The 15,027-nt window shown below is 59.3% G+C and carries 11 protein-coding genes and 4 tRNA genes; 4 read left to right on the forward strand and 11 right to left on the reverse strand.

Translation table 11 applies throughout. The annotated features are described in order from the left end of the window. Window positions 1-2 precede the first annotated feature (2 nt). The 7 genes from ACA044_RS26035 to rluD form a co-directional block, all read right to left on the reverse strand. Window positions 3-79, reverse strand: a tRNA-Pro gene (locus ACA044_RS26035). Between the two features lie 94 nt (window positions 80-173). Continuing rightward, a tRNA-Lys gene (locus ACA044_RS26040) sits at window positions 174-249 on the reverse strand. A gap of 5 nt (window positions 250-254) precedes the next feature. Then, window positions 255-331 (reverse strand) — tRNA-Pro (locus ACA044_RS26045). Between the two features lie 9 nt (window positions 332-340). Further along, window positions 341-416, reverse strand: a tRNA-Asn gene (locus tag ACA044_RS26050). A 297-nt stretch (window positions 417-713) separates the two neighbouring features. Then, the gene (gene clpB / locus ACA044_RS26055; RefSeq protein WP_497443895.1) at window positions 714-3,278 is read right to left on the reverse strand and encodes an ATP-dependent chaperone ClpB; all 2,565 of its coding nucleotides are present in this window, start codon (window positions 3,276-3,278) and stop codon (window positions 714-716) included. A 262-nt stretch (window positions 3,279-3,540) separates the two neighbouring features. After that, the gene (gene pgeF / locus ACA044_RS26060; protein ID WP_497443896.1) at window positions 3,541-4,290 is read right to left on the reverse strand and encodes a peptidoglycan editing factor PgeF; all 750 of its coding nucleotides are present in this window, start codon (window positions 4,288-4,290) and stop codon (window positions 3,541-3,543) included. Beyond that, a complete protein-coding gene (rluD, locus tag ACA044_RS26065; protein WP_223485945.1) occupies window positions 4,287-5,249 on the reverse strand; it encodes a 23S rRNA pseudouridine(1911/1915/1917) synthase RluD in 963 nt (320 codons plus the stop codon). Before rluD ends, pgeF begins: the two co-directional genes overlap by 4 nt. Before the next feature lie 151 nt (window positions 5,250-5,400). On the opposite strand from rluD, the gene ACA044_RS26070 reads away from it, so the two are divergent. The 4 genes from ACA044_RS26070 (at window position 5,401) to ACA044_RS26085 (ending at window position 9,715) form a co-directional block, all read left to right on the forward strand. After that, window positions 5,401-6,423: an outer membrane protein assembly factor BamD gene (locus tag ACA044_RS26070; RefSeq protein WP_497443897.1), complete on the forward strand. Its 1,023-nt coding sequence runs from the start codon at window positions 5,401-5,403 to the stop codon at window positions 6,421-6,423. Window positions 6,424-6,559: 136 nt separating this feature from the next. After that, window positions 6,560-6,793 carry a PP0621 family protein gene (locus ACA044_RS26075; RefSeq protein ID WP_497443898.1) on the forward strand — a complete coding sequence of 78 codons (234 nt, stop codon included), beginning with the start codon at window positions 6,560-6,562 and terminating at the stop codon, window positions 6,791-6,793. Next, complete coding sequence (locus ACA044_RS26080) at window positions 6,783-8,372, forward strand: ATP-binding protein (RefSeq protein WP_497443899.1); 1,590 nt, start codon at window positions 6,783-6,785, stop codon at window positions 8,370-8,372. The genes ACA044_RS26075 and ACA044_RS26080 overlap by 11 nt, the downstream gene beginning before the upstream one ends. Continuing rightward, a complete protein-coding gene (locus ACA044_RS26085; RefSeq protein WP_497443900.1) occupies window positions 8,330-9,715 on the forward strand; it encodes a sigma-54-dependent transcriptional regulator in 1,386 nt (461 codons plus the stop codon). Before ACA044_RS26080 ends, ACA044_RS26085 begins: the two co-directional genes overlap by 43 nt. A 143-nt stretch (window positions 9,716-9,858) precedes the next feature. Here the strand turns inward: ACA044_RS26085 and thiO are convergent, their stop codons facing one another. Genes thiO through ACA044_RS26105 form a run of 4 tightly spaced genes read right to left on the reverse strand, consistent with a single transcriptional unit; the run spans window position 9,859 to window position 15,016 of the window. Further along, a complete protein-coding gene (gene thiO, locus ACA044_RS26090; RefSeq protein ID WP_497443901.1) occupies window positions 9,859-10,959 on the reverse strand; it encodes a glycine oxidase ThiO in 1,101 nt (366 codons plus the stop codon). Window positions 10,960-11,017: 58 nt separating this feature from the next. Then, entirely contained in the window at window positions 11,018-11,419 is a 402-nt protein-coding gene (locus tag ACA044_RS26095) for a type IV pilin protein (protein WP_497443902.1), read from the reverse strand. 14 nt (window positions 11,420-11,433) lie between these two features. Further along, window positions 11,434-14,550, reverse strand: a complete 3,117-nt coding sequence (locus ACA044_RS26100) for a pilus assembly protein (protein ID WP_497443903.1) — start codon at window positions 14,548-14,550, stop codon at window positions 11,434-11,436. Next, the gene (locus ACA044_RS26105; RefSeq protein WP_497443904.1) at window positions 14,537-15,016 is read right to left on the reverse strand and encodes a pilus assembly PilX family protein; all 480 of its coding nucleotides are present in this window, start codon (window positions 15,014-15,016) and stop codon (window positions 14,537-14,539) included. The genes ACA044_RS26100 and ACA044_RS26105 overlap by 14 nt, the downstream gene beginning before the upstream one ends. Window positions 15,017-15,027: the final 11 nt, after the last annotated feature.

The raw sequence follows: 15,027 nt of genomic DNA on the forward strand, positions 1-15,027 counted from the left end.
TATGGTCGGGGTAAGGGGATTCGAACTCCTGACATCCTGCTCCCAAAGCAGGCGCGCTACCGGACTGCGCTATACCCCGGTAAAAAAAGGCACCTTTGAAAGGCGCCTTCTTCGATCAGCGCTTTTGGCCTCTGATCTTAAGATTCGATTCCAGCGTTAACTGGTTTCAAAAATGGTGGGTCGTGTGGGATTCGAACCTACGACCAATTGGTTAAAAGCCAACTGCTCTACCAACTGAGCTAACGACCCAAAAATGGTCGGGGTAAGGGGATTCGAACTCCTGACATCCTGCTCCCAAAGCAGGCGCGCTACCGGACTGCGCTATACCCCGGTTTGAAATTGGCTCCGTGACCAGGACTCGAACCTGGGACCCAATGATTAACAGTCATTTGCTCTACCGACTGAGCTATCACGGAACTACATATTTCAATTACAACTGTGAAGCATGCTTCACCTCTTCTACCTGTTCGCATCGCTGCGTTCGTGTGTCTGAGGCGCGCTATTCTACAATCTTAAGCACCTCTGTCAACCCCCTAAATTGCTTTCAAGACAATGATTTGCAACTTATTTCAGATTCCTGCTTGGGGAGCAGAAACCCCTTGGGGTGACTTACTGCGGGGCGCACTTTACAAGCCTTTCCCTTTGAGTTCAACAGCCTGGCGAAAAAAAGGCCTCGCGATGCGAGGCCTCCTTCAATGCACTGCCGTTGAGCGTCAGACGAAAACGATTTCGTCGTTTTCCACGGTGCCCTTGGCCGTCTCGCCGGGCATGAATCGACCCGACAGAATCAGCTGTGCCAGCGGGTTCTCGATCCAGCGCTGAATCGCCCGTTTGAGCGGCCGTGCGCCATAGACCGGGTCGTAACCGACGGCGATCAGCTTATCCATCGCTTCCGGGCTCAGTTCAAGCTTCAGCTCGCGCTCAGTCAGGCGGCTACGCAGGCGACCCAACTGGATCTCGGTAATGCCGGCGATCTGATCCCGAGCTAACGGTTCGAAAATCACCACTTCGTCGACCCGGTTGATGAACTCCGGCCGGAAGTGCGTGGAAATTGCATCCATCACCGCCGCGCGCTGAGCCTCACGATCACCCACCAGTTCCTGAATCTGCACCGAGCCGAGGTTGGAGGTCATGACGATCACGGTATTTTTGAAATCAACCGTGCGGCCATGGCTGTCAGTCAAACGGCCATCTTCGAGCACTTGCAGCAAGATGTTGAACACATCCGGGTGAGCCTTCTCGACCTCGTCCAACAGGATCACCGAATAAGGCTTGCGACGCACCGCCTCGGTCAGGTAACCGCCCTCTTCATAGCCGACATAGCCTGGTGGCGCGCCGATCAGTCGAGCCACGGAATGTTTCTCCATGAATTCGGACATATCGATCCGCACCATCGCCTCTTCGGTATCGAACAAGAACTCGGCAAGCGCCTTGCACAGCTCGGTTTTACCGACACCGGTCGGGCCGAGGAACATGAACGAACCGCTCGGGCGATTCGGGTCAGACAACCCGGCACGGGAACGCCGCACCGCGTTGGAGACGGCGATCACCGCTTCGTCCTGACCGATCACACGCTGGTGCAACAGGCTTTCCATCTTCATCAGTTTTTCACGCTCGCCCTCGAGCATTTTCGCCACGGGGATGCCGGTCCACTTCGACACGACTTCAGCGATCTCTTCTTCAGTCACTTTACTGCGCAGTAACTGGTTTTCGCTTTTGCCGTGCTGGTCGACCATCTGCAGGCTGCGCTCCAGGTCCGGAATCACCCCGTATTGCAGCTCGGCCATGCGGTTCAAATCGCCTTTACGGCGTGCGGCTTCCAGTTCCTGACGGGACTGTTCGATTTTCTGCTGGATCTGCGCCGAACCTTGCACTTCGGCTTTTTCCGAGTTCCAGATTTCTTCGAGGTCGGAGTACTCACGCTCAAGGCGGACGATTTCTTCCTGGAGTTTTTCCAGACGTTTTATCGCCGCTTCGTCGCTTTCTTTCTTCAGCGCCTGGGATTCCACCTTCAACTGAATCAGGCGACGTTCCAGACGGTCCAACACTTCCGGCTTGGAGTCGATTTCCATACGGATGCGGCTGGCGGCTTCATCGATCAGGTCGATAGCCTTGTCCGGCAGCTGACGGTCGGTGATATAGCGATGACTGAGCTTGGCCGCGGCGATGATCGCGCCGTCGGTGATCGCCACCTTGTGGTGAACCTCGTAGCGCTCTTTCAGGCCACGCAGGATGGCGATGGTGTCTTCTTCGCTCGGTTCGTCCACCAAGACTTTCTGGAAGCGCCGCTCCAGAGCTGCGTCCTTCTCTATGTATTGGCGGTACTCGTTGAGCGTAGTTGCGCCGACGCAGTGCAACTCCCCACGGGCCAGTGCCGGTTTGAGCATGTTGCCGGCGTCCATCGAACCTTCGCCCTTGCCCGCGCCAACCATGGTGTGCAGTTCGTCGATGAACAGAATGATCTGCCCTTCCTGCTTCGACAGTTCGTTGAGCAGGGATTTGAGGCGTTCTTCGAACTCGCCGCGGTATTTGGCACCGGCAATCAGCGCCCCCATGTCCAGGGACAACAGACGTTTGCCTCTCAGGCCATCCGGCACTTCGCCATTGATGATGCGCTGGGCCAGGCCTTCGGCGATGGCGGTTTTACCCACGCCAGGCTCACCGATCAGCACCGGGTTGTTCTTGGTACGGCGTTGCAGGACCTGAATGGTGCGGCGAATTTCGTCGTCACGGCCAATCACCGGATCGAGCTTGCCCTCTTCAGCGCGTTTGGTCAGGTCAACGGTGTACTTGTCGAGCGCCTGACGCGATTCTTCGTGGTTGGCGTCATTGACCGCCTCGCCGCCACGCAGGTTATTGATCGCGTTTTCCAGGGCTTTCTTGCTCACGCCCTGGCCCAGCAACAATTTGCCTAGTTTGCTGTTCTCGTCCATGGCGGCGAGCAGCACCAGTTCGCTGGAGATGAACTGGTCGCCCTTCTGCTGGGCCAGGCGATCGGCCTGATTAAGCAGGCGCGCCAGATCCTGCGACATGTTCACGTCGCCGGTCGGGTTCTGGATTTTCGGTAGTTGGTCGAGCTCTTTGGTCAGCTCTTTACGCAAGCTGTTGACGTCAAACCCCACCTGCATCAACAGAGGTTTGATCGAACCGCCCTGCTGTTCAAGCATGGCTTGCATCAAGTGCGCCGGTTCAATACCCGGATGATCGAGGCCGACGGCCAGGGATTGGGCGTCGGACAAGGCTAACTGCAACTTGCTGGTTAAACGGTCTATACGCATGGGTCACCTTCCTTTTGAGCAGGCCGGACCTATAAACATCCTGAATGAAGAAACCTGCCAGATACCGCTATAGATGTGGTCGATTCTGGAAGATTCAAGCGTCGTGGCGTTGATGCAGATCAGAGAAGTCTAGGCGGGTGCCCTGTCTCGCAAATACGTTCCTCTTTTGACGAGTGGCTGTTGTCGTCAGGCAAGGCGCCGCGACGAGTCATAGCCCGCTATGGCGAGGAGCGGCAACGCAGCATGACGACAACAGACGCCGTCAAAAAGGAACAGTATTTGTGAGACAGGGCACCTGAAGCCAGATGAGGGAGGCAAACCGGCCGGTGCGTGGGCTGCGGCGGTAAGAAAAGAAACGTGGATCGGTCACGGTGCACAAACCGCCCCCGTAAACGGCGGTGACACCGCGGGCGGCCAGACGCAAACGTGCCAGCTCATAGATGTCGGCCATGAACTTGCCGAGGTTGTGGCTCGGCACAAAGGCTTCGGCGGTCTCAGGCAATTGCTGAACGAAGGCTTCGCGCACTTCGGGGCCGACTTCAAAGGCTTGCGGGCCAATGGCCGGACCAAGCCAGACCAGCACGTCTGCAGACGGCACGGCCAGACTGTCGAGGGTCGCTTCCAGCACACCCGCCGCCAACCCCCGCCAGCCAGCATGGGCAGCCGCAACGCGAGTGCCGGCACGGTCGCAGAATAGCGCCGGCAGGCAATCGGCGGTCATCACCGCGCAGGCGATACCGGGCGTTGCCGTCCAGCTGGCGTCAGCGGTGGCGACCCGGTTTGGGTCGGCATCAGCCACGACAATGCCGTGAACCTGCTGCAACCAGGCCGGTTGAATCGAGAAATGATCGGTGAGGCGACGGCGGTTTTCGGCGACGGCTTCAAGGCTGTCGTCGACATGATCGCCCAGGTTGAGGCTGTCGAACGGCGCCAGACTGACGCCGCCCTCACGGGTGGTAACGCAGGCTTTGACGCTGGCCGGCGCAGGCCAGTCAGGCGTCAGCCAGGTCATCCGATGAACGCCTCGCGGTCTTGCTTGAGCAGCGACAACAACCAGACAAAATCGTCCGGCAGCGGCGATTCCCAGCTCATGCGTTTACCGGTGGTCGGATGATCCAGCTCCAGGAACCGCGCATGCAGCGCCTGACGCGGGAAGTTCTTCAGGGATTCGACCATGGTCACACTGGCTGCCGGCGGAATACGGAAACGACCGCCGTAGGCAGGATCTCCGACCAACGGGTAGTTGATGTGCGCCATGTGCACGCGAATCTGGTGCGTACGACCGGTTTCCAGCTTCACCCGCACGTGAGTGTGGGAGCGGAAACGCTCGAGCACGCGGTAATGGCTGACGGCTTGCTTGCCACCTTCCATCACGGCCATGCGCTGGCGTTGCTGGCCGTGACGACCGATCGGCGCGTTGATCTTGCCGCCGGCCGTCACCACACCGATCACGATGCACTCGTAGATCCGGCTGACACTGCGACTCTGCAATTGCGTGACAAGCTGTGTTTGCGCCTGAATGGTCTTGGCCACCACCATCAGACCGGTGGTGTCCTTGTCCAGACGATGCACGATACCGGCGCGGGGCACATTGATGATGTCCGGCACGTGGTGCAGCAAGGCGTTGAGCAAGGTGCCATCAGCGTGACCGGCAGCCGGATGCACCACCAGGCCCGCAGGCTTGTTGATCACCAGGATGTCGTCGTCTTCATAGACGATGTCCAGGGCGATGTCTTGAGCGATCCATTCGCCTTGAGCTTCCTGCTCGGCAGTGAGCTCAAGAATGGCGCCACCATGAACGATGTCTCGCGGGCGGATAACCGCCCCATCCACAGTCAGGCGGCCGTCTTTGATCCAGGCGGAAAGGCGCGAGCGCGAGTGCTCAGCGAATAATTGTGCGGCGACTTGATCGAGGCGTTGGCCGCCCAATTCGGACGGCACCTCTGCGCGAAGTTCAATTTTATCGGACATGCTCAGACTAGGCGTCGGCACAGCCTTTGGTTTCGGCTGCGCGCTTGTGGTTAAATACGGCGTCTTTTGCCCCGAGGCTTTTCAACGGGGCGCTCATCATAACAGGACGGCCCCGCCCAAGACAGCGGCCGTCATAGGGACGCAAGCCGCCATGCAAGTGAAACACCTGCTGCTGATCGCCATCCTCGCATTGACCGCTGCTTGCTCATCGAAGGAAGTCGTAGACGAAAACCTGAGCGAAGTCGAGCTGTACCAGCAGGCGCAGACCGACCTGGACAATAATAGCTACACCAGCGCCACAGCCAAGCTGAAGGCCCTGGAGTCGCGTTATCCGTTCGGTCGCTACGCCGATCAGGCTCAACTCGAGCTCATCTACGCCAACTACAAGAATACCGAGCCTGAGGCTGCGAAGTCCGCCGCCGAGCGTTTCATTCGCCTGCACCCACAGCACCCGAACGTGGATTACGCCTACTACCTCAAGGGTCTGACGTCTTTCGACCAGGACGTCGGCCTGCTGGCGCGCTTCCTGCCGCTGGACATGACCAAGCGTGACCCGGGCGCTGCTCGCGACTCCTACAACGAATTCGCCCAGCTGACCAGCCGCTTCCCGAACAGCCGTTACTCGCCGGATGCCAAGCAGCGCATGATCTACCTGCGCAACCTGCTGGCTTCCTACGAGATTCACGTTGCCGACTATTACCTGACCCGTCAGGCCTATGTCGCCGCCGCGAACCGTGGTCGTTACGTGGTGGAAAACTTCCAGGAAACCCCATCAGTCGGTGACGGCCTGGCGGTGATGACCGAGGCCTACCAGCGTCTGCACCTGGACGAACTGGCCGCGACCAGCCTCGAAACCCTGAAGCTCAACTACCCGAACCACCCAAGTCTGGTGGACGGTCAGTTCGTGCCGTCGGTAGACGAAGCCGACAACCGTTCGTGGCTGAGCAAGGCCACCTTGGGCCTGATCGAATCCCGTCCGCCGCTGCCGCCAGGTGAAACCCGCGCCAACCAGGACGTGCAGAAGCAGTTCCAGGATGCCAAGGACGCAATTCCGAACGAGCTCAAGCCTAAAGATGAAAACGGCGATGTGATCGAAGAAGAGGAACACGAGTCCGAAGCCAACAACGCTGACCGCTCGTGGTTCAGCTACATGACCTTCGGCGTGTTCGACTGACACTGGGGATTGTGCCGAGAAGGCGCCTTTTGAGGCGCCTTTTTTTTTGCCGGATTTTAGGGGTGGGCGTATTGCGCTGTGCGCCTGCCCCGTCCTTGGCTAAACTGCCAATTCACTACTCAAAAAGCAGCTCACCATGCTTCGTTTATTGTTCTGGATCGCCCTGATTGCCGCTGCGGTATGGTTCTGGCGCAAGTTCAAGAGCCCGGCTTCGGCCGCCAACACGCCGCGAGAGCAAGATGCTCCCCCCATGGTCCGCTGTGCTCATTGCGGTGTACACCTGCCCCGCGACCGCGCGCTGAGGCTTGAACAACAGTGGTATTGCAGCCAGGCTCACCTTGAGCAAGGCCCGGGCTCCAGTGATCGCTGAGACGTCCAGTCCCGGCAAAAAACAGGCCCAGCGACTGCTGCGCCTCTACCACCTCTACCGTTTAAGCATCGGCATCACCCTGGTGCTGTTGATCTCCAGCAACATGGACAACCAGTTGCTGACATTCGCCGATGACGACCTGCTGCGTAATGGCAGCTGGTTGTATCTGGTACTGAATATCCTGCTGGTGGTCTTTCTGGAGAACACCCGGCGCCCGGCGCAGTTGTTCGGCCTGGCGCTGGTCGATGTCTTGCTGCTGTGCGGCCTGTTCTACGCGGCGGGGGGCGTGGCCAGCGCCATCGGCAACTTGCTGATCGTGTCGGTGGCCATCAGCAATACCCTGCTGCGTGGGCATATTGGCTTGCTGATCGCCGCGGTCGGCGCCCTCGGCATCGTGGGTTTGAGCTTCCTGCTAAGCTTCAGCCACGCCACCAGCCCCAACGATTACCTGCAAGTCGGCACCCTCGGCGCCCTGTGTTTTGCCGCGGCATTGCTGGTGCAAGGCTTGATCCGACGACTGGAAGTCAGTGAAACCCTGGCCGAGCAGCGGGCCAGCGAAGTGCTCGGCCTCGAAGCCCTCAACGCACTGATCCTGCAACGCATGCGCACAGGCATTCTGGTACTCGACGACCAACGGCGGGTACAGCTGGCCAATCACAGCGCCCTGACCTTACTGGGGCGGGAAAAACTGGATGGCGAGTTGATCGACGATCATTCGATGCCGTTGGTCGAGCGCCTCCAACTGTGGTTCAACAATCCGACTTTGCGCCCGCAAAGCCTGAAAATCACCAGCAATGGCCTGGAGCTGCAACCGAGCTTCATTGCCCTGAACCAAAGCCCGCACCACCAGACGCTGGTCTTTCTCGAAGATCTCGCCCAAATCGCCCAACAAGCCCAGCAACTGAAACTCGCCGCCCTCGGTCGCCTGACCGCCGGTATTGCCCATGAGATCCGCAATCCACTGGGCGCCATCAGTCATGCCGCGCAGTTACTGCAGGAATCCGAGGAACTGAACGGCACGGATCGGCGTCTGACGCAGATTATTCAAGACCACTCTCAGCGAATGAATCGGGTAATCGAAAACGTCCTGCAACTGTCCCGTCGCCAGCAAACCGAGCCACAACGGCTTGATTTGCGGCCGTGGCTGGAGCACTTCGTCACCGAAACCCGCGAAGGGACGACCGAGCGCCAGCAGATTCACCTGCGCATCGGTTCGGGAGACTTCAAAACCCTGATGGATCCGAATCAGCTGACCCAGATTCTCGACAATCTATTGCGCAACGCCTGGCGCCATAGCGCCCTGAAACATGATCGGGCGCAGGCCTGGCTTGAGTTGTTTGTCGACCCGGATAGCCAGTTGCCGATCCTTGAAGTCCTGGACGATGGCCCCGGCGTGGTGCCGGACCAGCGCACGCACTTATTCGAACCGTTCTTCACCACCAGTAGCCAGGGCACTGGCCTGGGGCTTTATCTGTCCCGTGAGCTGTGCGAAAGCAATCAGGCCCGCCTAGACTTCAAACCACGCCAAGGCGGCGGATGCTTTCGAATCACCTTTGCTCACGGACGGAAACAAAGTTGAACACGAGCCCACGGCAAAAAATCCTGATCGTCGACGACGAACCGGATATCCGCGAACTCCTGGAAATCACCCTGGGACGGATGAAACTCGACACCTTCAGCGCACGCAACCTCGCAGAGGCCCAGGCGCTGCTGGCACGGGATACGTTCGACCTGTGCCTGACCGACATGCGCCTGCCCGACGGCACCGGTCTGGCGCTGGTGCAGCACATCCAGCAACGTTATGCGCAAGTGCCGGTGGCGATGATCACCGCCTATGGCAGCCTGGAGACGGCAATCAACGCCCTCAAGGCCGGCGCCTTCGACTTTCTGACCAAACCGGTAGACCTCACCCGCCTGCGCGAACTGGTCACCAGCGCCCTGAGTTTGCCAGCACCAGGCGGCACCAGCAGCGCCATCGACCGTCGGCTGCTGGGTGACTCACCGCCCATGCGCAGCCTGCGCAAACAAATCGATAAACTGGCCCGCAGCCAGGCGCCGGTGTACATCACCGGCGAGTCCGGCAGCGGCAAGGAGTTGGTCGCACGATTGATCCACGACCAAGGCCCACGCGCCAGTCGACCGTTCGTGCCCGTGAATTGCGGGGCGATCCCCTCGGAATTGATGGAAAGTGAATTTTTCGGCCATCGTAAAGGCAGTTTCAGCGGCGCCATCGAAGACAAACCCGGGTTGTTCCAGGCCGCCCAGGGCGGCACTTTGTTCCTCGATGAGGTGGCAGACCTGCCGCTGGCGATGCAGGTCAAACTTTTGCGTGCAATTCAAGAGAAAGCCGTTCGTAGCATCGGTGGTCAGCAGGAAACCGTGGTCGATGTGCGCATCCTCTGCGCCACCCACAAAGACCTCGATGCCGAAGTCGCCGCCGAACGCTTTCGCCAGGACTTGTACTACCGCCTCAACGTTATCGAGCTGCGGGTGCCGCCCTTACGCGAACGCCGCGACGACATTGAGCTTCTGGCCAGCCATGTACTCAAGCGGCTGGCGACCAGCACTGGCCAACCCGCCGCAAAACTCCACCCGCAAGCCCTCGACGCACTGAAAAGCTATCGTTTTCCAGGGAACGTGCGGGAATTGGAGAACATGCTTGAGCGGGCCCATACCTTGTGCGAGAACAAACAGATCGAAGCCAGCGACCTGCGATTGGCCGAAGGCAACTGCAACCCGGACGGCGGCGTGCCGGACTTGACGCAGATCGACAACCTGGAAGCCTATCTGGAAAACGTCGAACGCAAACTCATCCTCCAGGCCCTGGAGGAAACCCGCTGGAACCGCACAGCGGCGGCTCAGCGATTGAATCTGTCGTTTCGGTCGTTGCGTTACAGGCTCAAGAAATTGGGGTTGGATTGAAGGCCCCTTCGCGGGCAAGCCTCGCTCCTACAGGGTTTATGTGTGCCACATGATTTGGGCACGACACATACTTGTAGGAGCGAGCGGTGCGGCGATCCGACTTGCCCGCGAAGGCGATCTGACCAACAGCAAAGCTCGCTCGGTCAGATCCGCCCCGCCGGCGCATACGGCGCAGGATCGATAATCGGTGCCCGACCCAGCATCACATCCGCAAACAACTGACACGACGCAGGCGCCAGCACCAACCCATTGCGGTAGTGCCCGCAGTTGAGCCAGAGCCCGTCAAAACCCGGCACCCGGCCAATATAGGGAATCCCTTCCGGCGACCCCGGCCGCAGCCCGGCCCAATGCCCCACCACCTCGGCATCCGCCAGCGCCGGAATCAACTCCACCGCCGAAGCCTTCAGGCTTTCCAGCGCGGTGTCGGTTGGTGTCTTGTCGAAGCCTTCATGCTCCAGCGTACTGCCGATCAGAATGTGCCCGTCACGGCGAGGAATGGCATAACGCCCCTTGGCAAGGACCATGCTCGGAAGGAAGTCCGCCGCGCACTTGTAGAGAATCATCTGGCCTTTGACCGGCTCGACCGGCAGCTCCAGGCCCAGGCTTTTCAGCAAGTCACCGCTCCAGGCCCCTGCCGTCAAAACCACCTGATCACCCGCAATGGCCCCCATCGACGTCTGTACTCCGACCACCGTAGCGCCTTCACGGATAAACCCGCTGACCTCACACTGCTCATGAATCGTCACGTTCGGCAGCGCCAACAAGGCTGCCTTGAGGGATTTCACCAGCCGTGGATTACGCACATTGGCCACGTCGGCCATGTAGATCGCCCGCGAAAAACCGGCGCCCAATACCGGCACCGCATCGTGTGCCGCAGAGATATCCACAGCCCGCAGCGGACGGTTTTCCCGCTCGGCCCAGGCGAGCGCTTCGGCCTCATCATCCAGGTCCAGCCAGTACAACCCGGTGGTGTGCACTTCAGGATCGACACCGGTGGCAGCAAACAGACGCTGCGCCAGCTGTGGATAAAAATCCTGGGACCAATGAGCCAACGCAGTGACCGCCGGGCTGTAGCGCCACGGGTAGAGCGGCGAAACGATCCCGCCACCGGCCCAGGAAGATTCCTGACCGACATTCGAGCGGTCCAGCAGCACCACGCTCTGCACTTCGGACGCGAGATTGAATGCCGTCAGCAGGCCAATCACCCCGCCGCCGACAATCACCACTTGCTGTTGCCTGCTCATGTTCTGATCCAACCATTCAATAGACAGAGGGCGCAAAGGGCGCCCGAAAAAAAGAAACTCAGCGCCCCCAGCAATCCTTGGCGGTCAGGCCGGATGTCGCATTGACCATGCTTCTGACACCCGTGTTAGTGAGGGTGAAATCACCGCACTTGTCGCCCGCCATGGTCGAACCGGCCTTGCGTGTTGCCGTCAGCAGGAAGGTCTGATCGGTCAGGGTCGGGGTAATGGTATAGAAATCATTGCCGGCGCTCAGACCGGTGGCATTGGTGTAGACATTATTCTTCGAATAGAAGCGCTCAAGGATCTGTGCCTGTTCGGAAAGCAGCCCGGCCACTTCAGTACGACGGCCCTTTTTCACATACTCGGTGAGACTCGGGTAGCCAATGGTGATGACGATCCCGATGATCGCAATCACGATCATGATTTCGATCAGGGTAAAACCTCGGTTGGATCTGCGCATGCCTCAACTCTCACTTACTGTATTTGTCGCCACATGATGCGACGGCCGCTGCCGCCACCGGATTTTTCCACCAACGTGGTCACGCCACCACTGGAGTCGTTCACAACCTTGCGAGTTGCGTTATTGACGACTGCGTTCAGGGTCGGGATACCCCCGGTGAAGATCACCCCGCTGGAAATCGTGTCAGTGCTATCGACCACCCCATCATCATTGGTGTCGAGCACCGCGTAGTTGAGCATCTTACCGCTGAACGCATCGAGTTCGACCAGTTTGCCGGTGCCGAAGCTGGCACAGGGGTCCGTGGTATCGACACTGGCCGTGGTAAAAACGATTCGCCCCGACACCAGACTGGCCTGATTGATCACCCGCTCTCCCGTCAGCACGTTGTTATATACCAGGGGCAAGTACCAGCCTTTCTCTGCCGGGTAGGTCACCTCGTTCTCGCTGGTGGTGATGAATTGCCCGGTGCTGCCTGAAAAAACGCCGGTCACCGCCTGCGCCTGCAAGCTGGAAGTGGTGATCTGCCCCGCGCCACCCTCTGCATCCCATACGGCGTAGAACGCCTGTAGATCTTTGTTGGTCTTGTCGGCGGTCTCATTGAATTTCCCGGTACCGAAAAACACTTCCTTGCCACCCGATGCGTGATCGGCCAGCAACGGTTGCGCGGTGATCGGTTGGGTCGCGCCGCCTGCGGTGGTGAACAACGGCTTGCCGGAAAACGCCAAGCTCCAGGTGTCGGTGGTGGCGCCACTTAAATCGAACTTCCACAATTGCCCTTTCAGGTCGCCACCATAGGCGGCCTGCACCACATTCTGCGAATTGACCCTGAGCTTCACCGACGACAGGCCGTTGGTGGTTTCTGTACTGTCGACCACGATTTTCTTGATCAGCGAGCCGTCGCGGATATCCACCACATACAGTGCTGCCACCCCGGAGTTGCTGCCATAGCCGTTGGAGATGAAGGCCGCCCAGCGACCATCGGCCAAGCGTGCCACTTCGGGGCGCGCATAGGCGTAACCCAGATCATTGAAAACGTTCGCCGTGCTGGCGGTGGCCGGAGCGCTGATTTCCCACAACGCTCTGGTCACATTACCGGCCGACGCGTCGAACAGTTGCAGCGCATAGAAGGTCTTGCCACCCGCCCCTGTTCCGCCAATGGCCAGGGTTTTCCAGACGTTGTTGAGTTGAGCGTCGAACACACCGACCTGGCCATCGACCAGAAATTTGTGGCTCACGCCGTTGATGTAATTGGGCTCAGCGATGTCGCTCAACGACGGCAGGACGCTGGAGGGCATGTAGGCGTAACGCCTGACACCGTTGGACGAGTTGATGACATTCACGAACCCGTCATTGGCATTCACCACCAGGCTGGAATTCATAGTGGCGGCTTTGGTGGTCAGATAGGTGCTGTAGCTGGTGTCGCCTACCAGATCGGCCGCGGTTTTGTCCGAGGGTGCGGCCAGCACGAGAGGCGAATTAATGATATCGCCGAGCAACACGCTGCGTGCTTTCAACCCGGTTTTGTTGGTGCCCGTGCTCCACTCCACCAAATCGCTGCCAGTAATGCCGGTAGGCAGGCCCTGACTGAGGGATGTCTGCTGGCTCGGGGAGAAGTTGCTGTAAGCCAGGGTGATGGCGGCGTTGGTCAGTGTGTTCCAGGACTGGTAGGTCGGCGCGGTGGCACCGGGCACGATGGTGGTATCGGTTGTCCACAGCACCGCGGCCGTGTTCACCACACCCGACGACGTGAAGCCAAAGGACTTGATGGTGCCGCGCCAGTCCTTGGGATCGTAACTGGTCTGGAAGTAACTCGAATTGCCGGCGAGGATGGTGCCGCTGGTCACGCCGCTGCCGCCGGAGCCGGCCTTGGAGGTGATGTCGCTCAGCGCCGAAGACAATGCGCTGTTGAGTCCCGCGCTGTCGCTCGCCTGGTAATACCCGCCCTGCCCATAGCTGGCGGCATCCGACAACATATCGTTGGCAACGGCGAAACCCACGGTATAGGTGTTCATGTTCTGATTGGGAAAGTCCACCGCGTTCCAGCTTTTGCCCGCGGCGTCGGTGCCGGTCGAGCGCATGTCGATGTCGAAGGCGAACTTGGCGATGTCATCCAGGTACAGGGTGTCGCCCTCACCATCGCCGAAGAAGTTATCGCCATCGTTACTGCTGATACCGTCCCAGTTCGGTAACCGGCTGCCACCGAGCGGGTCATTGGTCGGGAAGGTTCGGTCGTAGGTAGGTAAACCGTCGGTGATCACTACTCCATAGTTTTTCTGACAGCGGTACGTGATTGGGCTGGTATAGGTGGTCGGCGTCGAGTTGTAGTACGGCGCCATGCCACGCATGTAGCGGGTGATCTCATAATAGGTTTCCGCCAGTGGCGTGTTGGCGATAGCGCCCAAACCGTTAATCGCAGCGATCAGGGCGTTGTAATTCGTATCGGCCTGAGCCTGGGTCACGCTGCCAGTGACCGGCGATAGATCGCTGACAGCGCGGGCAATGTAGCCGCCGGGGCCAGCGTTAATGCTGTTGGGTGGATTGAACGTCGCCAGGCCGATACGTAGAGATCGATTGCTGGCGACCAGGCCTATGGAAATATTCTGCGCCACGCTGATCCGGTAATCGTTGGGAATCGCATTGGCGCCAGTGGTGAAATCCCTGTTCGAACCATTGGCCAGACCTAGCAGATACGCGAGATAGTTGGCCGTGTAGCGAGTGTTTTCATTGCCCACCGGGTCAGGTAGCTTCAGGCAGATCGGCGTCAGCCCCAAAAACCCGCGATAAAAACCATACCAGTTGCCGCTGGTCGAACACCCCCCTCGATTCAGGCTCGACAAGGCAATATTGGCATCATCCATATCCAGGCTCTGACCGCTGAAACATGACGTATTGGAACTACAAATCGCAATTGGCGCACGGTTGAGTGTCGAGTCGAAACCCGGCGCCCAGATGATGTTGTTCATACTCCCCGAGTCGTCGATCAGCAGCATCACATTGGGCGTTACCGCTGCGGCACTCAACAATGGCGATTCCGATGGCGTAAAGGCATACGCCGGCACCGACAAATAAAGCCCCAGCACGGCACCGCAAAGCAGCCGCCACAACCCGCCGCGCCATTTAGTACTTCGCATAGATACTCTCCACCACACTGCGCGAATTACCCGCGATGCCCACGGCGGTCACCCGGTACAGCGTTGCCGACGTGTTGCTCGGTACGTTCACGGCCGTCAGGGTGGTGCCGATGTTCTGCACCCCGTAAAAGCTGCTGCCGGAGGCGATCCAGGTCACCCCCGAGGTGGAGTTGAACCCGGCGGCGGTAATAACCGACGCTTCGGCCGGCGGCGCGCATTGGCTGGTACCGCTGCAAACCGGCAATGAATAGGTGTCCAGTTGCACCGCGCTTTCGCCGACGCGCAACGCCGCTTCTGCGCCCTGGAACGACTGGTTGCGCAGGATCACGCTGCCGGCCATTTTTTCCTGCAACGTCGCGCTTTGCATCGACGAAAGGCCGATCAACGTCAGCACCAGGAGAAACACCAGACTGACCAACAGCGCCATGCCGCGCTGGGCGTGAGGGGTCATGGGAGAAATATTCATCGACCCTCCCC

The organism is Pseudomonas sp. LBUM1673, from assembly GCF_059695645.1.